General features: G+C 69.3%; 18 protein-coding genes and 2 pseudogenes. 9 read left to right on the top strand and 11 right to left on the bottom strand.

The window, feature by feature from the left end:
• Positions 1 to 18: 18 nt before the first annotated feature.
• The 3 genes from ACGFML_RS17155 (at position 19) to ACGFML_RS17165 (ending at position 2,801) form a co-directional block, all read left to right on the top strand.
• Positions 19 to 924 (top strand): class I SAM-dependent methyltransferase, encoded by a 906-nt coding sequence (locus ACGFML_RS17155; protein WP_393544464.1) that lies wholly within the window; start codon positions 19 to 21, stop codon positions 922 to 924.
• A 393-nt stretch (positions 925 to 1,317) separates the two neighbouring features.
• Positions 1,318 to 2,130: a hypothetical protein gene (locus ACGFML_RS17160; RefSeq protein ID WP_393544466.1), complete on the top strand. Its 813-nt coding sequence runs from the start codon at positions 1,318 to 1,320 to the stop codon at positions 2,128 to 2,130.
• A 47-nt stretch (positions 2,131 to 2,177) separates the two neighbouring features.
• A complete protein-coding gene (locus tag ACGFML_RS17165) occupies positions 2,178 to 2,801 on the top strand; it encodes a class F sortase (protein ID WP_393544468.1) in 624 nt (207 codons plus the stop codon).
• 364 nt (positions 2,802 to 3,165) lie between these two features.
• Here ACGFML_RS17165 and ACGFML_RS17170 read toward each other — a convergent pair whose 3' ends face one another.
• From ACGFML_RS17170 to ACGFML_RS17190, 5 genes and pseudogenes are all read right to left on the bottom strand, one after another.
• Entirely contained in the window at positions 3,166 to 3,516 is a 351-nt protein-coding gene (locus ACGFML_RS17170; protein WP_393544695.1) for a UBP-type zinc finger domain-containing protein, read from the bottom strand.
• A gap of 12 nt (positions 3,517 to 3,528) precedes the next feature.
• Positions 3,529 to 4,971, bottom strand: a pseudogene (locus tag ACGFML_RS17175) (ATP-binding protein); the annotation flags it as partial.
• Positions 4,968 to 6,644 (bottom strand): FAD-dependent oxidoreductase, encoded by a 1,677-nt coding sequence (locus ACGFML_RS17180; protein WP_393544470.1) that lies wholly within the window; start codon positions 6,642 to 6,644, stop codon positions 4,968 to 4,970. The pseudogene ACGFML_RS17175 and the gene ACGFML_RS17180, both read right to left, overlap by 4 nt.
• A gap of 262 nt (positions 6,645 to 6,906) precedes the next feature.
• A complete protein-coding gene (locus ACGFML_RS17185; RefSeq protein WP_393544472.1) occupies positions 6,907 to 7,656 on the bottom strand; it encodes an SOS response-associated peptidase in 750 nt (249 codons plus the stop codon).
• Between the two features lie 31 nt (positions 7,657 to 7,687).
• On the bottom strand, positions 7,688 to 8,353 hold the full coding sequence (locus tag ACGFML_RS17190; protein ID WP_393544697.1) for a TetR/AcrR family transcriptional regulator: 666 nt from the start codon (positions 8,351 to 8,353) through the stop codon (positions 7,688 to 7,690).
• Positions 8,354 to 8,463: 110 nt separating this feature from the next.
• On the opposite strand from ACGFML_RS17190, the gene ACGFML_RS17195 reads away from it, so the two are divergent.
• From ACGFML_RS17195 to ACGFML_RS17215, 5 genes are all read left to right on the top strand, one after another.
• On the top strand, positions 8,464 to 9,684 hold the full coding sequence (locus ACGFML_RS17195) for a cytochrome P450 (RefSeq protein WP_393544474.1): 1,221 nt from the start codon (positions 8,464 to 8,466) through the stop codon (positions 9,682 to 9,684).
• 20 nt (positions 9,685 to 9,704) lie between these two features.
• Positions 9,705 to 9,896 (top strand): ferredoxin, encoded by a 192-nt coding sequence (locus ACGFML_RS17200; protein WP_393544475.1) that lies wholly within the window; start codon positions 9,705 to 9,707, stop codon positions 9,894 to 9,896.
• A gap of 362 nt (positions 9,897 to 10,258) precedes the next feature.
• Complete coding sequence (locus ACGFML_RS17205) at positions 10,259 to 13,633, top strand: pyruvate carboxylase (protein ID WP_393544477.1); 3,375 nt, start codon at positions 10,259 to 10,261, stop codon at positions 13,631 to 13,633.
• 691 nt (positions 13,634 to 14,324) lie between these two features.
• Positions 14,325 to 15,233 carry an SAM-dependent methyltransferase gene (locus tag ACGFML_RS17210; RefSeq protein ID WP_393544479.1) on the top strand — a complete coding sequence of 303 codons (909 nt, stop codon included), beginning with the start codon at positions 14,325 to 14,327 and terminating at the stop codon, positions 15,231 to 15,233.
• 2 nt (positions 15,234 to 15,235) lie between these two features.
• Positions 15,236 to 16,333: a hypothetical protein gene (locus ACGFML_RS17215; RefSeq protein WP_393544481.1), complete on the top strand. Its 1,098-nt coding sequence runs from the start codon at positions 15,236 to 15,238 to the stop codon at positions 16,331 to 16,333.
• Positions 16,334 to 16,465: 132 nt separating this feature from the next.
• On the opposite strand, the gene ACGFML_RS17220 is transcribed toward ACGFML_RS17215, so the two are convergent.
• From ACGFML_RS17220 to ACGFML_RS17235, 4 genes and pseudogenes are all read right to left on the bottom strand, one after another.
• Positions 16,466 to 17,194 carry an SDR family oxidoreductase gene (locus ACGFML_RS17220; protein ID WP_393544482.1) on the bottom strand — a complete coding sequence of 243 codons (729 nt, stop codon included), beginning with the start codon at positions 17,192 to 17,194 and terminating at the stop codon, positions 16,466 to 16,468.
• A 212-nt stretch (positions 17,195 to 17,406) separates the two neighbouring features.
• Positions 17,407 to 17,745: a hypothetical protein gene (locus ACGFML_RS17225; protein WP_393544709.1), complete on the bottom strand. Its 339-nt coding sequence runs from the start codon at positions 17,743 to 17,745 to the stop codon at positions 17,407 to 17,409.
• Between the two features lie 49 nt (positions 17,746 to 17,794).
• Positions 17,795 to 17,932, bottom strand: a pseudogene (locus tag ACGFML_RS17230) (SDR family NAD(P)-dependent oxidoreductase); the annotation flags it as partial.
• Positions 17,933 to 17,957: 25 nt separating this feature from the next.
• A complete protein-coding gene (locus ACGFML_RS17235) occupies positions 17,958 to 18,371 on the bottom strand; it encodes a PPOX class F420-dependent oxidoreductase (protein ID WP_393544484.1) in 414 nt (137 codons plus the stop codon).
• A 148-nt stretch (positions 18,372 to 18,519) separates the two neighbouring features.
• Here ACGFML_RS17235 and ACGFML_RS17240 point away from each other — a divergent pair, with 148 nt between their 5' ends.
• Positions 18,520 to 19,059 carry a TetR family transcriptional regulator gene (locus tag ACGFML_RS17240; RefSeq protein ID WP_393544486.1) on the top strand — a complete coding sequence of 180 codons (540 nt, stop codon included), beginning with the start codon at positions 18,520 to 18,522 and terminating at the stop codon, positions 19,057 to 19,059.
• 382 nt (positions 19,060 to 19,441) lie between these two features.
• Here the strand turns inward: ACGFML_RS17240 and ACGFML_RS17245 are convergent, their stop codons facing one another.
• Together ACGFML_RS17245 and ACGFML_RS17250 are read right to left on the bottom strand one after the other, a co-directional pair.
• Positions 19,442 to 19,867 carry a DUF4267 domain-containing protein gene (locus ACGFML_RS17245; RefSeq protein ID WP_393544488.1) on the bottom strand — a complete coding sequence of 142 codons (426 nt, stop codon included), beginning with the start codon at positions 19,865 to 19,867 and terminating at the stop codon, positions 19,442 to 19,444.
• A 62-nt stretch (positions 19,868 to 19,929) separates the two neighbouring features.
• Positions 19,930 to 20,220 (bottom strand): hypothetical protein, encoded by a 291-nt coding sequence (locus tag ACGFML_RS17250; RefSeq protein WP_393544490.1) that lies wholly within the window; start codon positions 20,218 to 20,220, stop codon positions 19,930 to 19,932.
• Between the last annotated feature and the right edge of the window lie 158 nt (positions 20,221 to 20,378).

Consider the following 20,378-nt stretch of genomic DNA (forward strand, 5'->3'; position numbering starts at 1 on the left):
CGCACCAAGGGAGAACACATGATCGGCACAGCGCATCGGAACACCGGTGGGGAGGACGTGGCAGGGGGAGTCGGCCTGACCGCTCTCCTGGTCGCCGCGGCACGGGCGATCGAGACCCACCGCCACGACAGCCTGGCACAGGACGTCTACGCGGAGCACTTCGTGCGCGCCGCACCGGCGTCCGCGGGCTGGCCGGTCCGCATACAACAGGTACCGGACGGGGACGCGAACCCGCTGTGGGGGCGGTTCGCGCGCTACTTCGGTCTACGGACGAGGGTCCTCGACGACTTCCTCCTCCGGTCGATGCACGCGGGCGCCCGCCAAGTGGTCCTGCTCGGGGCGGGGTTGGATGCGCGAGCGTTCCGACTCGATTGGCCTCCCGGCTGCGTGATCTTCGAGATCGACAGGGAAGGCGTGCTGGCGTTCAAGCACGAGGTGCTCGGCGGACTGTCGGCCACCCCGAAGGCGGCGCGCGTACCGATCCCGATGGATCTGCGCGCCGACTGGGTCGGCGCGCTGGCCGACGCCGGCTTCGACGCGGCCGCACCGAGCGTCTGGCTGGCCGAGGGGTTGCTGTTCTACCTGCCCCACGCCGCCGAGACGTACCTCATCGACACGGTGGATCGCCTGAGTACGGGGGGAAGCGCTCTGGCTTTCGAGGTCAAGCTCGAAAAGGACTTGCTGGCATACCGCGGCAGCCCGCTCTACACCTCGACGAAACACCAGATCGGCATCGACCTGCTCAACCTGTTCGACGGCGAGCCGCGGCCCGACTCCGCAGGTGATCTGGCAGAAAAGGGCTGGTCCACATCGGTCCACACCCCCTTCGACTTCACCCGCCGGCACGGTCGCGGACCGCTGCCCGAGCAGAACGACGCGCTGGAGGGCAACCGGTGGGTGTTCGCGAGCAAGCCCCGGCCGTGACGCTGCCGTCAGGCGGCCGCGGTCGCTGACCGTATGGCGGGCCTGGCCGACGGCCGACCGTCCTGGTCGGCACGCCATGAACCCACGGCGAGAAGTGCCGTCGGCGGCACAGCGCCTCGGACACGGCCGCCTGCCACCACCCCGGCGCCGCCGGAGAACGTCTCCTGTGTGCGCACAGGAGAGAGGTACCTGTCAAGAAAATCCGTCGATTTTAGACAAGGCGACATATCGAGCGGTGTGCTGAGCGCGGCGTCACTGGGCCTCGTACTACGGACCACTTGCGCCCGGGCAACGAGAGGCGGTCCCCAGCCGTGAGAAGCATCGTTGTACGGGCCTTTCGGACGAGACCACGGCGATCCCAGACGGGAAACCGCCGGAAGGGAACGAACGACCGTGACATCCCAGCGCACCGCTCGCCTCGCCGCCCTCCTTGCTCTGCCTGCCGCCCTGGTCCTCTCGGGTGCCGCCGCCGCTCCGGCCACCGCCGGGCAGAAGGCGTACCAGATCAACCTGGACCAGCTGAACGACTCTCAGGGCAAGGGCACGGCGCTGCTCAGCCTCAACGGCACCCGGCTGACCGTGAAGATCGAGTCGGAAGGGCTCGTGCCGGGCCAGCCACACGCACAGCACCTCCACGGCTCCACCGACGGCCATGACTTCCAATGCCCGGACGCCAGCGCCGACACGGACGGCGACGGGATCATCAACAACACCGAAGCCACGGTGCATTACGGCGACATCAACATCTCGCTCACCACCGACGGCGACACCAGCCCGAACAGCGGGCTCGCCGTCGACCGCATGCCCAAGGCGGACGCCCAGGGGAACCTCTCCTACGAGCGCACCATCCCCGTGTCCCAAGACGTGGTCGAGCACATCAAGGACCTCCACATCGTGCAACACGGCATCGACCCGAACGGCAACAAGAAGTACGACTTCGGCGCGGGCAAGAGCGAGCTCGATCCCAAACTGCCCCAGGAGGCCACCGCTCCCGCGGTCTGCGGAATCGTGGAGGGCGCGGCGGTCGGATCCATTCCGGTGGGAGGCGTGGAGACGGGCGGCGGCACGGCCACGAGCGACGGGGTCCCCGGGGCACTGGTGGGCGCCGGCGGCCTCACCTTCGCGGCGGTCGCCGGAGCGCTGGTCCTGAACCGCAGGAGGCGCTCGACCGCCTCTGCCGAGCCGACCGGACGGAGCGCCGCGTGAGGGGCTGGGGCAAGCGCGAAGCCGTAGCCTGTGCCGCTGCCGCGGCGATGGTGCTGCTCGGCGGATGCGGGGGCCAGACGCCGGTCTCGCAGTCGCCCTCTGCCCAACAGCAGCCCACGCGGGGCGGCCAGGCCGCCGCGGAAACGGGAACCGGAACGGGAACGGGAACGGAGGCTGGGAGTGGTCAGGACGGTGGGCGGGAAACGGGGGGTGCAGCGGGGAAGTCGGCGCCACAGCGGATCTCCGTCCCGTCGCTCGACATCTCGTCCGTCCTTGAGCCCTTGGGCCGGAAGAAGGACGGCACGATGGAGACGCCCGCCGACCCCGACCAGGCGGGCTGGTACACGCCCGGCCCGGCTCCCGGCGAAAAGGGCCCGGCTGTCATCGCCGGCCATGTCAGCTGGAACGGCAAGCCGGGGGTGTTCCATCGGCTGTCCTCGTTGAAAGCCGGCGACACGATCGAGGTCGCGCGGACGGACGGGAAATCCTCGAAGTTCACGGTCAGCCGCATTGCCCAGTACCCGAAGAACAAGTTCCCCACCATCGAGGTCTACAAGAACATCGATCATGCGGGGCTGCGTCTGATCACCTGCGGTGGCCAGTACGACGCAGCGCAGCACTACTACCCGGACAACGTGGTGGTCTTCGCCGAGCCGGCCGGGGCGGAGTAGCACCGCCGTAGATTCAGACGGCAGATGGCGGATGGCAGATGGCCGGGCTCCGGTTCCGGGTGACCGGCGACCGGAGCTGGTGCCGTGTACCGCCTGGAGGGCGTCGGCGGGCCGGCACCCGGTGGCCGCGGTCGGCGTGCGGGGTCGTCATCCGGGTGCGCACAGTGCCAGCGGCTGAACTGCCCGCGACCAGCCCTTCCCACCCTCGCGGGCCCGGATGACGCCCTGACGGCTGAGACGGCGAGCCCCTCTCGGGCCCGAGACGGCACCCGCCACGGGATTCGCACGTTCCACAGGCGGATCACCCGGTCCTGTCCACCGCTGGCGAAGGTGCGGCCCGGCACGAGTCCCCGAGGTTCTCCGTCTATCCCAGAAGGTCGGCCCAGTCCTGCGGGACGCGTCCCGCAGGGCCGGGGGTGGGCTGATCGGCCGGGTGACTCTCAGGGGGAGCCAGGTGCGGGCCCGAGGCGTACATCTCCGAGGTCTCGAAGTTGAAGAACCAGGCTTCGCCCGGTTCGAAGCTGCGGATCACCGGGTGCCCGGTGGCCCGCGCATGGGCCGTCGCGTGCTTGGCGAGCGAGTCGTCGCAACAGCCGATGTGGCCGCACTGTGCGCAGCGTCGCAGGTGGAACCACCAGCCGCCGCCGGCGTCGCACTCGACGCATCCGGTTCCGCTGGGTGGGACCAGGGGGTCGATTCCGTTCGGAGAACTCATGAGGGCTCCTGTGGGGGTGGGGGGGTCGGCGGAGGCCAGCGGGAGGCGTACCTGGAAGCGGGTGTCGCCGGGGACGGAGTGGCACCGCAGGTCCCCGTTGTGTTTGTTGACGACGATGCGCCATGAGATGTCCAGGCCGAGACCGGTACCCTCACCCACCGCTTTGGTGGTGAAGAACGGGTCGAAGATGCGGTCGCGGATCTCCGCGGGGACTCCGGGGCCGGTGTCGCGGAACTCGACGAGGAGATGGTCCCCGTCGCGCGCGGTGCGTACGGTCAACGTGCCGTCGCCCTCGGTGCTGTTCATCGCCGAGACGGCGTTGTCGATCAGATTCGTCCATACCTGGTTGAGCTCGCTGGGATAAGCCGGGATCCTCGGCAGGCTGCGGTCGTAGTCCTTGACGACGGTGATGTGGGCGCCGATCTTCGCGGAGACCATCAGCAGGGTGCTGTCGAGCAGTTCATGCACGTCTGCGACCTGGTGGGGCGCTCGATCGAGTTGCGAGTACTGCTTGGCTGCGGTGACGAGGGCCGAGACGCGGTTGGTCGACTCCTCGATCTCGTTCATCAACAGTTCGGTCTCGACGGTGTAGTTGAGCCACCGCACGGCACCTTCGAGGGTGTCCCCGTCCACGGTTGCGGCGATCTGGTCCAGCCAGTCGGTGTCCAGGCCGGCCTGCACGAAGGTCGGTGCGAGCTGCCATCCGTCCCCGATGTCGTGGTCGTCCAGCCAGTCGGAGAGGGTGTCCTCCCGGTCCGAGGCTTCCAGCGGGCTCGGGGTGGTGGACTTGGTGACCCGCTCGGCCGTGCGTTCCTGGACCTCGATGAGGGTCTCCAGGCTGTCGCGCCGGTAGGGGCGTGCCGCGATCATGCGGAGCTTGTGGCGCATCCCGGCAACACGGTCGCGGAGCGCGGACGTGGCTCGCACGGCCGCGGTGGCGGGGTTGTTCAGCTCATGGGTCAGCCCTGCGGACAGCGACCCGAGAGCCAGGAGACGTTCGCGCTGGCCGACGGCCTCCTGGGTGCTCTTGGCGCCGAAGAAGAGACCTTCCAACAGGTGCACGGCCATGGGAAACCACTCGCGCATGATCGCGGCGAAGGTCTCCGCGGGCAGCACGAAGAAGCGTGCGGGCTCGATGACACGCAGGGAGCTGTTGTACACCTGCCGCAGGCGGTCACCCAGGTAGGCCTGGAAGGCTCCCGCGTACACCCCACGGCTGGAGCTCCGGTTGATCTCCACGTCGTAGTCCCCGATGCGGCGCGAGAGCACGAGGGTCCCTTCGAGCAGCACGTAGAAGCACGTGGCATCGTCGCCTTCCTCGTACACGGGCCCGGGGGCGAACTCCTCCACACGGCCTTCGCGGCAGAGCCGGGCGATCTGGTCGGGGGTCAGCTTCTCGAACAGGAACAGCGAGCCGAGTTCCTCCTGACTGCACGGCATCGGCCGGCCGTTCACGACTGCTCCAGATACCGGTGCACGAGCATGACAGCCATGGCTCCCTCTCCAACGGCGGAGGCGACACGTTTGGCGGACTCGGCACGCGCGTCTCCGGCCACGAACACACCCGGGACGTTCGTCTCCAGGTGATAGGGCGGCCGGTCCAGCTCCCAGTCGGCCGGCGGGCGTCCCTCCGCGGTCAGGTCGGGGCCGGTCAGGATGAACCCGCGGGAGTCCCGGAGCACCGTGCCCTCCAGCCAGTCGGTCAGCGGGGCCGCGCCGATGAAGACGAACATCCACTGGGCGTCGACGAGTTCGGTGTGGCCGGTCGCCGTGTCGCGCAGGGTGATCTGTTCCAGTTGATGCGAGCCGTGGGCGGCATCGACGACCGTGTTGGTGCGCACGGAGATCGTGGCCGCCTCCTCGACCTGCTGGACGAGGTAGTGCGACATCGACGTGACCAAGGAGGGCTTACGCACCACTACGGTGACCGACTTTGCGCTCCGGGCCAGATATATCGCGGCCTGGCCGGCGGAGTTCGCGCCGCCGACGATGTACACGTCATGGCCTTGGCACGCGGCCGCTTCGGTCAGGGCCGAGCCGTAGAACACTCCGCAGCCGGTCAACTCGGTCACGTGGGGTGCGTCCAGCTGCCGGTAGGACACGCCGGTCGCGAGAATCACGGAGTGCGCGGCGACAGCGGAGCCGTCCGAGAACCGGACGACGCGCGATGCGCCGTTGATCTCCAGCCCGGTGACCTCGCGCGCGGTCAGTATCTCGGCGCCGAACTTCGCCGCCTGACGCCGGGCCCGGTCGGTGAGCTGCGCCCCGGACACTCCGTCCGGAAAGCCGAGATAGTTCTCGATACGCGAGCTCTGGCCCGCCTGGCCTCCGGTCGCGGACCGCTCCACGAGGACGGTCCGCAGGCCCTCGGAGGCCCCGTACACCGCCGCGCCCAGACCGGCCGGTCCGCCGCCGATGACGACGAGGTCGTAGAAGTCGGTTGCCGGGGTCGTCGCGAGGCCGACCTCCGTGGCGAGCTCCTGGTCCTCGGGCTCGACGAGGGCCGTGCCGTCCGGAGTGATCACAAGCGGGAGCCGCAGGCCGTCCTGGCCCGCGGCGCACAGCAGCCGCCGGCCTTCCGGCTCGTCGGACGAGTACCAGCGGTACGGCACCTGGTTGCGGGCCAAGAACTCCCGTACGGCCGACGAACGCGCCGACCAGCGGTGCCCGACGACCTTGGTGACGGCGACCGGCCGGTGGTCGGTGGCCCGCCAGGCCTGCAGCAGATCGTCGAGGACGGGGTAGAGCTTCTCCTCGGGCGGCTCCCAGGGCTTGAGGAGATAGTGGTCGAGGTCGACGACGTTGATCGCGTCGATGGCCGCGCTGGTGTCCGCGTACGCGGTCAGCAGCACCCGCCGGGCGCCCGGGTAGATGTCGAGAGCCTGCTCGAGGAACTCGATGCCGTTCATCTTCGGCATGCGGTAGTCGGCCACGATCACCGCGACGGGACCGCCGCGCAGCTTCAGCTCGCGCAGGGCGTCAAGGGCGGACTCGCCGGACTCCGCGCGGACGATACGGTACGACCCGCCGTAGCGTCGCCGCAGATCGCGGGCGACGGCCCTCGACACGCCCGGATCGTCGTCCACAGTGAGGATGACGGTCCGCGCCGGAGCGGCGGCCTGGTCCATAGGCACCCATCCCCGAGTCGATCGCTCTTCCGCACCGACTTCACACGCCGTCTGCACGCCAGTGCGCCAGCAACGCCCATTTTATGAGTGATTATCGCGCTTTGCTATGCAAGGCAGGAGGGCGGCACCCTGCCGACGACTGCCGACGGCTTCCGGGGCGTGCCGTCTGCACTGTGCACTCATTCGCCGCTCATTCGCCGCTCATCCGCCCCAGTCGGTCGTCGACGTCGCGGCGACGGCAGCACAGCACCGACCGTCGCCGTCAGCCGCCGGAGGGGGCCTCGGTGATCTCGTCCAGAAGGTGAGGCCCGTTGTTGCGTACGTTGTTGACCGCGGTGGAGACGGCGCGGGCGTCCAGGTGTCCCGCGGCAGGGGTGGTGAGGAGCGCGCGGAGCTCGGCGGGGTCGTGGTGGGCGGGATCGAGCCAGGCGTTCCAGTCGTCGGGGGCGATGGCCAGCGGCATACGGGGGTGGATGCGTCCGGCCGCGTCGGTGGCCTCGGTGGTGATGATCGTGCAGGTGGTCCACCACGCCCCCGGCGCATCGTCGTCGGAGGCGTCGGGGGCGCGCCAGAACTCGTACAGGCCGGCGAGTGCCATGGTCCGGCCGTCCTCGGGGCTGATGAAGTACGGCTGCTTGCGGGCCTTGGTCGTCCCGGCCGCAGCGATGGCCTGCCATTCGTAGAAGCCGTCCGCCGCCAGCAGGCACCTGCGCTTGGCGAAGGCTCGGCGGTAGGCCGGCTTCTCCGCGACCGTCTCCACCCTGGCATTGATCATCTTCGCGCCGACGCTCAGGCTCTTCGCCCACGACGGCACCAGCCCCCAGCGCAGCGGCCGCAACTGCCGGGTGACCTCGCCGGTGTCGTGCTCGACGCGTTCCAGTACCGACCACACGTCATCGGTGGGGGCCACGTTCCAGCTCGGGTCGAGCGCCCGGTCGGAATCCCAGCGTGTGACGTCGAACAGGTCGACCAGATCCTGCGGACGGCGGGTGGAGACGTATCGACCACACATACCGTCCACCCTGCCACGCCACCGGCCCGGCCTACCCGGCGCCGCCGGCGGAATCGGTGCCGCCGGCCCGTTTCGGGGCCGGGCTCAGGACCAGCGGCAGGTACACGTCGTCGACGATGTCCGTGATGATCGTGTCGTCCACGGGTGCGCCGAACAGCAGGAAATGGTTGCGCAGCATGTCGGTCGCGACCGTGGCCCGCCGGGAGTCCGGGATCCAGGGCTCGACCTCGCCACGCTCGATGGCCCGCTCCAGGATGACGTGGAGCGTCGTGGGCCCGACGGTGTGGACCCGTTCCCGGATCAGTCTGGCGAAATCCGGATCGCGCGTCATCTCGGTGAGCAGGCCGCGCAGGATGCCACCGAGCGGGCTGGCCATCTTCGCGGAGATCTGCCGCAGCAGGGCGATGACATCCGTGCGGAGCGCACCGGTGTCGGGCAGTTCGACGTCGGTGATGCCGCGCAACTTGCAGGCGTCCATGACCAGTTCGGCGCGGCCGGGCCAGCGGCGGTAGAGGGCGGCCTTGCTGGTGCGGGCCCGGGTGGCGACCCGTTCCATGGTCAGCGTGGTGTAGCCCCCCTCGGTGAGTTCCTCCAGGGTCGCCGTCAGGATGGCGTTTTCCAGTTCCTCACCGCGGCGGCGGGGTCCTTTGCGGTGGTCAACGGCCGAATCGGCCGCCTTACCGGCGTTCAGTGACAGCGTGACTCCTGTGGGTTGATGGAGAGGCCGTTGCGTTCCCTATCTGTCCAGCCTATCCTCCTCATTAGAGAACTTGCCGTTCTTTAAACGCGAGAGACTCGAGGGGAACGATGACAGAGACCGCTGCGACGCCCCGCCCACAGGACGCCCCCGCCTTCCCGAGCGACCGCACCTGTCCTTACCAGCTGCCGGAGGAGTACACCAGGCTGCGGGACGAAGAGGAGGCGCTGCAGAAGGTGACCCTCTACGACGGTCGCCGGGCATGGGTGGTGACCACACATGAAGCGGCGCGAAAGCTGCTGGCCGACCCTCGACTGTCCTCCGACCGCACCCATGACGCCTTCCCCGCCACCTCGCCGCGTATCACGAACCTCCGGGACCGCCGCCAGGCGTTCATCAGCATGGATCCGCCGGAACACGGCCCCAAGCGGCGGATGACGATCAGCGAGTTCACCGTGAAGCGCATCAAGGGCATGCGCACGGACATCGAGCGGATCGTGCACGGTTTCCTCGACGAGATGATTTCCGCGGGCCCGCCCGCCGACCTGGTCAGCCGGTTCGCACTACCGGTGCCCTCCATGGTGATCTGCCGACTGCTCGGCGTGCCCTACGCCGACCACGACTTCTTCCAGGACGCGAGCAGGCGGCTGGTGCAGTCGATGGACGCGGCGACTGCGGCCACCGCGCGCGACGACCTTGCGGGCTACATGGACGGACTGATCACCAAGCTGCAGGCCGTGCCCGGGTCGGGGCTGCTCGGCAGCCTGGTGGCGGAGCAACTGGCCAACGGCGAGATCGACCGCGAGGAGCTGATCTCGACCGCGATGCTGTTGCTCGTCGCCGGCCATGAGACCACGGCCTCGATGACCTCGCTCAGCGTGATCACCCTGTTGGAGCACCCCGACCAGCATGCCGCCCTGCGGAGCGACCCGGCCCTCGTTCCCGGCGCGGTCGAGGAGCTGCTGCGCTACCTCGCCATCGCCGACATCGCGGGCGGCCGCGTCGCAACGGCCGACATCGAGATCGACGGGCAGTTCATCCGGGCGGGCGAGGGCGTGATCGTCACCAACTCCATCGCCAATCGCGACGGCTCGGTGTTCAAGGACCCCGACACCTTCGACGTGCACCGCTCGGCCCGCCATCACATCGCCTTCGGCTACGGCGTACACCAATGCCTCGGCCAGAACCTGGCCCGCCTGGAACTCGAGGTGATCCTCACCGCGTTGTTCGATCGCCTTCCGACGTTGCGTCTGGCCGTCCCGGTCGACCAACTGACGCTGCGCCCCGGCACGACGATCCAGGGCGTCAACGAACTCCCGGTCACCTGGTGACTGCGGCGAAAGGAGTGGTCATGCGGGTGACCGCCGACCGAAACGTCTGCGTGGGCGCGGGTATGTGCGCGCTGAACGCACCCGACGTCTTCGACCAGGACGACGACGGCCTCGTCACAGTGCTCCGGTCCGCCCCAGAGGGCGACGACGAGCCCGCCGCGCGGGAGGCCGGCCACCTCTGCCCGTCCGGGGCCATCCAGATCTCCGGCTAGGCCGATGCATTCGGAGCATCGTGCGGTCCGGATCCGGACGGCCGCGAGCTGGAGTGCCGCTCGGCCGATGGTGACGGTCCCGTCGTAGCGGGTGGCGAGCCGGGCGAGGGGCGTGCTGCGGGGGCGTCCACGCGGCTACCCCTGCGCGGGCCGCCTGGGGGGGTAGCGCGGGGGCCCGGGCCCTGTCCGGCGAACCCGGCCGTCGGCCATCGCGGCTATTGCCACCTCTGGCAGGGTTCCTGCTCACCCATTGCTGGGTTACATGGAGCCTGGTCGGGTGACACGTTATTGCGAGCCCGGCGTCTGATCTGCCCCCAGCGGACACCGTGGTGTCCGTCAACGGCAGGCTGAAGGGATCGTGAATGTTCCGCAAGGTACTGGTCGCCAATCGTGGTGAGATCGCGATTCGCGCCTTCCGCGCCAGCTATGAGCTGGGCGCGAAAACCGTTGCCGTCTTCCCGCACGAGGACCGCAACTCACTGCACCGGCTGAAGGCCGACGAGGCACACGAAATCGGCGAGCCGGGACACCCGGTGCGTGCCTACCTCTCCGTGGAGGAGATCGTCAGGGCCGCGCGCCAGGCGGGGGCGGACGCGGTGTACCCGGGCTATGGATTCCTGTCCGAGAACCCCGACTTGGCGCGTGCGTGCGAGGAGGCGGACATCACGTTCGTCGGGCCGAGCACGGACACGCTCGAACTGACCGGGAACAAGGCGCGCGCGGTGGCCGCCGCGCGCGCGGCCGGCGTACCCGTGCTCGGGTCCTCCCAGCCCTCCACCGACGTGGACGAACTGGTCCGCGCCTCCGAGGACATCGGCTTTCCCGTGTTCGTCAAGGCGGTCGCCGGAGGCGGAGGACGCGGTATGCGCCGCGTCGAGGACCCCGCGACGCTGCGCGAGTCCATCGAGGCGGCGGCCCGCGAGGCCGCGTCCGCGTTCGGCGATCCCACCGTCTTCCTGGAGAAGGCCGTCGTGGACCCCCGCCACATCGAGGTGCAGATCCTCGCCGACGGGCACGGCAACGTCATCCACCTCTTCGAGCGCGACTGCTCGATGCAGCGCCGACACCAGAAGGTGATCGAACTCGCGCCCGCGCCGAACCTCGACCCGGCGCTGCGCGAGCGGATCTGCGCCGACGCCGTGACCTTCGCGCGGCAGATCGGCTACCGCAACGCGGGCACCGTGGAATTCCTGCTCGACCGCGACGGCAACCATGTCTTCATCGAGATGAACCCGCGCATCCAGGTCGAGCACACGGTGACCGAGGAGGTCACCGACGTCGACCTCGTACAGGCGCAGCTGCGTATCGCCGCAGGTGAGACGCTGGACGATCTCGGCCTCACGCAGGACACGGTCGCCCTGCACGGCGCCGCGCTGCAGTGCCGTATCACCACCGAGGACCCCGCCAACGGCTTCCGCCCGGACACCGGCCGGATCAGCGCCTACCGGTCGCCGGGCGGCTCGGGGATCCGTCTGGACGGCGGCACCACGCACGCCGGTACGGAGATCAGCGCGCATTTCGATTCGATGCTGGTCAAACTCACCTGCCGGGGCCGGGACTTCAACACCGCCATCGGCCGGGCTCGGCGCGCCGTGGCAGAGTTCCGCATCCGCGGCGTGGCCACGAACATCCCGTTCCTGCAAGCCGTTCTGGACGACCCGGACTTCCGGGCCGGGCGGGTGACCACGTCGTTCATCGAAGAGCGCCCGCACCTGCTCACCACGCGCCACTCCGCCGACCGCGGCACGAAGCTGCTGACCTACCTCGCGGACGTGACGGTGAACAAGCCGCACGGCGCACGGCCCGAGCTGATCGCCCCGAGCACCAAACTGCCACCCCTGCCCGCCACCGAACCGCCCGCCGGCTCCCGGCAGCGGCTCGCCGAACTCGGCCCGGAACGGTTCGCCCGGTGGCTGCGCGAGTCACCGGCCATCGGAGTCACCGACACCACCTTCCGCGACGCCCACCAGTCGCTGCTCGCCACCCGGGTCCGTACCAAGGACATGCTCGCCGTCGCCCCGGTGGTGGCGCGGACGATGCCGCAACTGCTGTCCCTGGAGTGCTGGGGCGGCGCCACGTACGACGTCGCCCTCCGCTTCCTCGCCGAGGACCCCTGGGAGCGCCTGGCCGCACTCCGCGAAGCCGTGCCGAACATCTGCCTGCAGATGCTGCTGCGCGGCCGCAACACCGTGGGCTACACGCCGTACCCGACCGAAATGACCGACGCCTTCGTGCAGGAGGCCGCCGCCACCGGTATCGACATCTTCCGGATCTTCGACGCGCTCAACGACGTCGGGCAGATGCGGCCCGCCATCGACGCCGTACGGGAGACCGGAACGGCCGTCGCCGAGGTCGCCCTCTGCTACACCTCCGACCTGTCCGACCCGTCCGAGCGGCTCTACACCCTGGACTACTACCTCCGCCTGGCCGAGCAGATCGTGGAGGCCGGCGCGCATGTCCTGGCCATCAAGGACATGGCGGGACTGCTCCGGGCGCCGGCCGCCGAGACGCTCGTCTCCGCCCTGCGCCGCGAGTTCGACCTGCCGGTGCACCTGCACACCCATGACACCGCGGGCGGCCAGCTGGCCAGCTATCTCGCCGCGATCCGGGCCGGCGCGGACGCGGTGGACGGTGCGGTGGCGTCCATGGCCGGCACCACCTCGCAGCCTTCGCTGTCGGCGATCGTGGCCGCGACCGACCACTCCGAACGGCCCACCGGGCTGGATCTGAAGGCGGTCGGGGACCTGGAGCCGTACTGGGAGAGCGTCCGCAGGATCTATGCGCCGTTCGAGGCGGGCCTGGCCTCGCCGACCGGCCGGGTGTACCACCACGAGATCCCCGGCGGACAGCTCTCCAACCTGCGCGCGCAGGCCGTCGCGCTCGGCCTGGGCGACCGCTTCGAGGAGATCGAGGCGATGTACGCCGCCGCCGACCGGATTCTCGGCCACCTGGTGAAGGTGACCCCGTCGTCCAAGGTGGTCGGGGACCTGGCCCTGCACCTGGTGGGCGCCGGGGTGAAGCCGGAGGACTTCGAGGCGACGCCGAACGAGTTCGACATCCCCGACTCCGTCATCGGCTTCCTGCGCGGCGAGTTGGGCAACCCGCCCGGCGGGTGGCCGGAGCCGTTCCGCGCCAAGGCGCTGGAGGGCCGTGCCGAACCCAGGCCCGTGCAGGAACTGACCGCCGACGACCGTGCCGGACTGGAGAAGGACCGGCGCGCGACGCTCAACAGGCTGCTCTTCCCCGGGCCGGCGGGCGACTTCGACGCACATCGCCAGGCATACGGCGACACCAGCGTGCTGGACAGCAAGGACTTCTTCTACGGGCTGAGTTCCGGAACGGAGTACGCCGTCGACCTCGAGCCGGGCGTACGGCTCCTGATCGAGCTGGAGGCCGTCGGCGAGGCCGACGAACGCGGCATGCGCACCGTGGTGTCCACCCTGAACGGCCAGCTGCGGCCCATCCAGGTACGTGACACCGCGGCGGCCGCCGACGTACCGGTGACGGAGAAGGCCGACCGGGGCAACCCCGGCCACGTCGCCGCGCCGTTCGCCGGGGTGGTGACCCTCGCGGTGGCCGAGGGCGACGAGGTGGAGGCCGGCACCACGGTGGCCACCATCGAGGCGATGAAGATGGAAGCCGCGATCACCGCCCCGAAGACCGGGCGGGTGGCCAGGCTGGCCATCAACCAGATCCAGCAGGTGGAGGGAGGCGATCTCCTCGTCGACATCGGGTGAATCGCCACTCGCCGCGGGCGTCGCCCAGCCGGGATGAGGCGCTCACCTGAGGGATTCCGATGAGGCGCCTCGGCTCGGGGTAATTCGGCCTGCCCCGGCGGCGCTTCGTCGCGGTAGAGCCTGCGCCGGTCCTCCAGCACCGGGCGAACGCCGGCCCGGTCTTCCGCGCGCGCGACGCCCGTGCCGAGGCGAGATGGGCTGTCGCGACGAGGCGAGGCGAGATGGGCTGTCGCGACGAGGCGTCCCAGTGCGGTGTGCGCGCGTGGCCCCGGGTCGGCTGGCCTCCGGGGCGACGCCGGACGGCTGCCCTTCCGACGAGGATGCCGCCGAGGGCGCGCCCGCCCCTCCGCGAGCCCCGCCCAAGGTCGAGTACGCCGGGGCCGGTTGGCAGCCGCCATGGAAGCGGTCGATGGCGCCGTCCGGCATCACCAGCCATGGGGCGGCGAGGCCGCAGCCGGGGCACGACCAAGGCGTGGCCGACGGGCGGCTGCTGCGGGCAACCTTTCACGCGGGTCCCTCGGGGCTTCCAGATTCGACAGCAATGTGGCGTGACCGGAACGTAGAGAGGATCGTTGCTGATCACAACTGAATATCAACGGCCGGATACGCGCGGCGTGATGGCATCATTCCGGCCAGTCGCGGGCAGTCCGGCCCGGCCCCCGAGTGGATTCGATGACAATCCGGAGAACCGATGAACGCTCACCCTGTCACTCATTCGCGCGCAGACGGTCCGGCGTTCGATGACACGGAAGTGCCGCGTTACTACGCACGCAAGACCCAGGACATACTCCACAAGTACGGTCCTGGGCCCCGGGTCCACTTCCACGTGGGCCTGTTCGATCCGGCAGACAAGCTCAACACGACCGTCTCCCAGCGGGTCCTCAAGAGCCGGATCATCAGCGCCCAGGAAGCGATTCTCGACCGCGCCGCGCGCACCTGGGCGGTCGGCCAGTCCTTTCCCGCGCACCTGCTCGACATCGGTTGCGGGCTCGGCGGTGGCAGCCTCTACTGGGCGCAGGAACATGGCGCGAAGGTCACGGGTCTCACCGTCGCGAGCGACCACATACCGGTCATCAGGGAGCTCGCCCGGCAGGCAGGTGTTTCCGGCCGCGTAGCCCCTCGCGTCGGCGACATCCACGACCTGACCCACGAGGGTCGCTACGACGCTGCCTACGCCATCGAAAGCTCAGGCTATATGGACCGCAAGCGGCTGTTTCAGGTGGTGGCGAAGGCCCTGCGGCCCGGGGGTTGGTTCGGTATCCAGGAGCACTTCATCTGCCGTCCCGAATGGATCGACTGGATCGACGACTACTACAAGACGCGGCTCGGCACCCTCACCGAGTACATCCGCGCTGCTGAGAGCGCCGGCTTCGAGCTGGAGCAGGATGAGGACGTCACGGACGGCGTCAGCGAGTTCTGGCTGCAGTCCATGGCCTGGAACACGGCCGAACTGTCTCGTCTGGAACGGGGTGGCGATCGGGCATCCTGGTCTCGGGAGCGGCTCCAACAGAGCGCCATCGCCCACGGCAAACTGTTCCGCATCTGGCGCGACCACGCCGTGGAAACCCGCCTGCTGCATTTCCGGCTCGGAGGCAGCTGACCGTGATCGCCGAACACGGCCACGCGTCACGAATCGGCTGGCAACTTCCGCCGTTCTTCTGCCCGTTCGCCGCCACCCGCCACCCCAGGGCAGCGGAGATCGAGAGGCACGCCACGGAATGGATCGATGCCTTCGGGATCTACCCCGACGCCACCGAACGTGCCTGGGGCCTGGCCACGCACAGCGCCGACTTCTCCTGCAGGATCATCCCCAACGGCAACGTCGACCACGTGCTGACGTTCACCTTGTGGAACTACTGGGCGAACGCCGTTGACGACTGGCAGGACTCCGGACCGGCCGCCACCAGCACCGCGTCCATCACCGACCACGGCGCCCGACTTGCCCGGTCCCTGGAGATGCCCGGCTGCGCCCTCCTCCCCCCGGGGCCCCTCACCTCGGCGCTGGACGACCTGGTGCGCAGGACACACGACCTGCTCACGCCATTCCAGCTGCGCAGGTTCGCGGAGGGAGCAAGGGACTGGTTGACCGGGGCGGGCTGGCGCACGGCTCAGGCCGAGCGCGGTCGCATGCCCAGCCTCACCGATTACGCCGGCCTCGGCGCTCTCGCGAACGGCACCCGGTTCAGCCTCACATGGGCCGACTCCGCGAACGGGATCGACCTGCCGCCGGACACCCTCTACGCGGCCCCGGTCCAGGCCGTGACCGACGCAGCGGGGTGGATCGTCGCCGCCGACAACGATCTCTTCTCCTACAACAAGGACGACGATCAAGAGCCATGGGAGCAGAACCTGATCAACGTCTTGGCCCACGAGCGAGGATGCGCCCCCAGAGAGGCGGTCCCTGAGGCAGTCGCCCTGCGGGACCGGGTGATGACCCTCTTCCTCCGTCTACGCGCACAGCTCGCTCGGGGGGCGGACGAGCAGCTCCAGCGATACCTCGATTCCCTGGAGAGCTACATCGCCGGCAGCATCGCGTGGCAGAACGTCGCTCCCCGCTACGCGAGCCCCCGCAACCGCAACGCCTGGCCGGTGGAGGGGGCGACCTTCGATGTGGTCCGGAGCGATTCCCCGAGTGACCCGAGCCTCGCGCCGCCCGCCGTACCGTCCTTGAACTGGTGGTGGCGGCAACTGGAGCAGTGACCGGCCGGCGACGGCTCGGCGCACCTGGGGCCTGGGCCGAGCGGGCAAAGGGCCCGCAGCGAGGTGCTGCGGGCCCTCAGCGCCGCCCCCGACCGCGGTGTCAGTCGCCTGTGTGGACGTGCCAGGAATCGGTCAGACCTGTTCGAAGTGGAATGCCTTGATGAAGCAGTCGCGGGGCTGGGCGACGGCGAAGAGGATGCACTCCACGAGTGACTGCGCGGTGAGGGCGTTCTTGGCCTCGCGTGGTGTGGTCTCCCATTCCTCGGAGAGCGGGTCAGGGTTGTCGAAGTCGGGCGGGTAGAGGGAGATCACCCGGACTCCCCGCGGCCGCAGGCGCTTGGAGAGGATCTCGGCGAACCCTGCCTGGGCGCTCTTGGCCGCGTAGAAGGCTTCGTGCGCGTCCGAGCGGTGATGACCGCCCGTTCCGCAGGCGGAAACCATCGTCACCACGTCCGGCTTGGCCGAGTTGAGCAGGAGAGGGAGGAAGTTCTTCACGGTCAGGACGGTGCCGGTGGCGCCGGATGCGATGGTGTCGACGACGTCGGCGTCGGAGGCGGATGGGAGATCTGGGCTTTCGAGGTAGCGGGAGCCGTTGTTGATCAGCACGTCGATGTGGTCGGTGCGCTGGGTGACGTCGGCAGCGAAGTCGCGGATCGAGGCGGGGTCCGTCAAGTCGCAGGCGAAGGCGTGGACCTGTTGGTGCCCTCGGCCGCGAATCTCGTCGCGGACACGCTCAGCGGCGGCGAGAGTGCGCGCGGAGAGGAAGACCTCGGCGCCGAGGTCCGCGAGATGGATGGCCAAAGTGCGCCCGAAATCGCGGCCGGCGGCGGTGATGACCACGCGGTGATCGTCGAATCTCACGTCGGTGCTCCTGGTTCATGGATCGGATGGTGTGGTGAAGTGCGGCGGCTGACCTCGGCGGTGTAGGCGGCCCAGTCTCCAGCGGCGGCTCGCCCGGTCGGCCATGACTTTGCGCAGGTGCCAGTGGTAGTCGAGCTGGGTGGCCATCGCCGGATCCCTCCTCGTCAGGCCCCGTGAGATCCGCCACCTCAGCCCCCCGTCGTTCCTGTTGCTCAGTCAGCCAACAGCCCGTTGGTGTGCAGGTGTAGTCGCCGTGCTTCCTCGACCGTGAACCCGGGACCGTGTGGGCTGAGTGGTTCGTCCCGCACGAAGGCGCTGAGCGGCGCGTCGGGTGGGTCGTCCAGCGTCCTGAGGATCGGGATTATGGCTTCCTGGACCGGCTGGGCGGTCCGGCGGATGGCGTTGATCTGCGCCATGACGTCCGGGGCGTACTGCCCTGAGAAGCTCGTGCTGACCGTTCCCGGGTGGAGCAGGACGTACCGCACCTTCGTCCCCGGTCGGCCGTCGGTGAAGCTGACGGCGAGCAGGTCGTTGAGCCGCCCGCCTTGCATGAGCGCCCGTATGTATGAAGTGCGCGCGCTCGGCTGCGCCACGTTGTCGCGCGGCATCGAGCCATGCCCGGCCCTTCTGCGCGCTGCGCCCGACGACCACCACCTCCTGCCCCCGTTCCAGGTACCTGTGGGCGACAGCCTTGCCGATGCCGTCCGTGCCGCCTGTGATGACGTAGGTCTTCGTCACAGTGCTCCTTTGTTGCTCCAACGGCTCACAGGAAGCGGGCCGCGATCTTCTCGGGGGTGAGGTGGACGGTGACCAGTTCCGGGAGGGTGGCGTAGGACTCCGGGTGGTGTTCGGCGTAGGTCTTGTCGGTGTACTTGACGGCCAGTTCGTCCATGCGCCGACGGCTGCCCGCGCTTTCGAACCGGGCGGTGCCGCTGATCACCGCGTACCCGTATGGCTCGTCCGGCGGGTTGACCGCCACGCTCAGCCGTGGATCGCGCCGCAGATTGCGCACTTTGAGCTTGTCGACACCGGTCACGAAGAAGAGGTCGCCGCCGTCCCTCCCCATCCAGACCACTGACTGGTGCGGGCTCCCGTCAGGCTGAAGGGTTGCCACGGTGACGAAGACCCTGGCATCGAGGGCTTCTTTCAATTTCTCGGACATGTGGATCGGGCTCACGCATGACTCCTGGAATGAGGATGACGCGACGGTAGACGCGCCGAGCAGGGCAACCGCCACAACTATGTGACAGTTCTATAGGAACTCGCAATAGCTATGCGGCTCTTACTGGTTCATCAGCCCCACCCCTGCGTATGCTTCGGTCACGATGAGAGCTGACGCGGCACGCAACCTGGACGCGGTCCTGCAGACCGGAGCACGCCTACTGGCGCGCGACCCCAGCACGAGCATCGCGGCGATCGCGGCGGCGGCGGGCGTCGACCGACGTACCGTCTACCGCCGCTTCAAGACCCGCGAGGCGCTGATGGCCGCTGTCCACGCGGCCAAGCTCGACGCCTGCGAGAAGGTCATCGCCGACGCGCGGCTGACCGAGGCGCCCGTGATGGTGGCGCTGCACCGGTACGCGGAGGGCATCATCACCGTCAGCAGGCGGTGGCCGGTGGATGTGCAACAGGTACAGGACGAGGCGGCAGCCGCTCGCCTCCGCCGGCTGATCGAGCAACTCGACACTTTCATGGCTCGCGCGGTGCGCCAGGGTGTCATCCGCGCCGGCCTTCCGGATCGGTGGGCCCGCTCGCTGCTCATCCACCTCACCAACCTCGCCTCGCACGAGATGCCGGAGCTGTCCGCTGCTCAGGGCGCCGACATGATCGCCCAGTCCCTGATCACCGGACTCGCGCCCGCCTGACGTGGCCAGGCCACGTGCGTTCCGGCCTGCAGGCCGGCCGGCCATCTGCCGGTGGGGATGGTCAGGTCGGGCTGGATCTGCTCGACTGACTCACCGTTCGCCCGGCGTCGGAGCACGGTGTGCAGCATGTCGTCGGTGATGAAGGGGGCCGGCCGCCGTGCTTGCCCTTGCGGGCTGCCGCGTCGAGGCGGCGCACACGCCCAATACCGGCCAGTCCAGGTGGCCGTGGCCGCTGCGGTGCAGCAGGCCGCCTCGGCCGTCAGGTCGTCGCTCACTGGAAGAAGATCGTCTGCCTGGCCGTTCCCGGCGGGTGCTGACACGCGAATACCGGCACGTGCCAAGGTGGCCCGGCCGGGGTCCGGGCCACCTTGGACCGATCGGATCAGGCGGGCTGCGGGGCGGGTGTCGCCGGAGCGGCCGCGACCTTGCGGGTCTCGTGCATCATCAGCAGGCCGTTGACCACCATCAGCGTCGCGGTCAGGCCGTGGACGCCGAGTGCGGTGGCCACGGAGCCGTGGTGGGCCAGCACGTTGGTCATGTCGCCGTACGCGGCGAGGGCTTCCACCAGCAGCACCCAGCCCAGCGCCCGGCGGTGACCCGTCACCAGCAGGATGCCCAGGACCAGGGCCAGGACGACGTCGCGGATTCCCTTGATGACCAGGAAGCCGTCGCCGTCGCCGGACGGCCGGTTCGGCAGGCCGTAGCCCGGCGCCGTCGTCTCCGGGCTCAGGATGAACTTCGTCCCGAACCAGAGGATGAAGAGGATGAAGGCGGCGGCCAGGACGGTGTTGATCTTCTTCAGCGGCATGGTTCTTCTCCTTGCGAGTCTTCGTGAGCTTGGTGGAGCCTGGTGAGTCGTAGGGGGCCTGGTCAGGCGGCGCGGCGCGGCTGATGTGGCGGGCGTAGCGAGGGCGGCCGATGACGTGCCAGATGTCGCGTACCGGCGCGGGGAGGGCGGACAGGAGCGTGGCGCGCTCGGCGGTTCGCGTCCTCCAGGACGAGGCCGAAGAGGGTGAGCTTGGGCGTGTTGGCCACCAGGTGGTCGCCCAGGGAGGCCCATTCCTTTTCGGTGATGTGCTCGGCTGCGAGCGGAAGGAGGGTGGCCGCTTCGTCGCCGAGGTGTTCGAGCGGGACTGCCCGGTGATCGGCGAGGGTCGCCACGAGGGTGTCGCGCTCGTCGGCTCCGGCGGTGGCCGCCCACGCCGGGACCGCGGCCTCCAGCCTGGTCAGCGTGGCCTCAACACGCTCGTGCCGGGCGGCATGCGCAGGACGATGTCCGCCTCCGCATCGACCCGGGACCGGAGCGGCGGCCACCGCAG

The sequence above is a fragment of the Streptomyces sp. NPDC048650 genome (assembly GCF_043199095.1).
Lineage (GTDB): Bacteria > Actinomycetota > Actinomycetes > Streptomycetales > Streptomycetaceae > Streptomyces.

Coding starts and splice junctions, on each gene's coding strand:
- ACGFML_RS17170 (WP_393544695.1), bottom strand. CDS start 3,516: ATGAGTTCTCCGAACGGAATCGACCCCCTGGTCCCACCCAGCGGAACC.
- ACGFML_RS17225 (WP_393544709.1), bottom strand. CDS start 17,745: ATGCAAGGCGGGCGGCTCAACGACCTGCTCGCCGTCAGCTTCACCGAC.
- ACGFML_RS17240 (WP_393544486.1), top strand. CDS start 18,520: ATGAGAGCTGACGCGGCACGCAACCTGGACGCGGTCCTGCAGACCGGA.
- ACGFML_RS17180 (WP_393544470.1), bottom strand. CDS start 6,644: ATGGACCAGGCCGCCGCTCCGGCGCGGACCGTCATCCTCACTGTGGAC.
- ACGFML_RS17205 (WP_393544477.1), top strand. CDS start 10,259: ATGTTCCGCAAGGTACTGGTCGCCAATCGTGGTGAGATCGCGATTCGC.
- ACGFML_RS17245 (WP_393544488.1), bottom strand. CDS start 19,867: ATGCCGCTGAAGAAGATCAACACCGTCCTGGCCGCCGCCTTCATCCTC.
- ACGFML_RS17210 (WP_393544479.1), top strand. CDS start 14,325: ATGAACGCTCACCCTGTCACTCATTCGCGCGCAGACGGTCCGGCGTTC.
- ACGFML_RS17185 (WP_393544472.1), bottom strand. CDS start 7,656: ATGTGTGGTCGATACGTCTCCACCCGCCGTCCGCAGGATCTGGTCGAC.
- ACGFML_RS17155 (WP_393544464.1), top strand. CDS start 19: ATGATCGGCACAGCGCATCGGAACACCGGTGGGGAGGACGTGGCAGGG.
- ACGFML_RS17195 (WP_393544474.1), top strand. CDS start 8,464: ATGACAGAGACCGCTGCGACGCCCCGCCCACAGGACGCCCCCGCCTTC.
- ACGFML_RS17200 (WP_393544475.1), top strand. CDS start 9,705: ATGCGGGTGACCGCCGACCGAAACGTCTGCGTGGGCGCGGGTATGTGC.
- ACGFML_RS17165 (WP_393544468.1), top strand. CDS start 2,178: ATGGTGCTGCTCGGCGGATGCGGGGGCCAGACGCCGGTCTCGCAGTCG.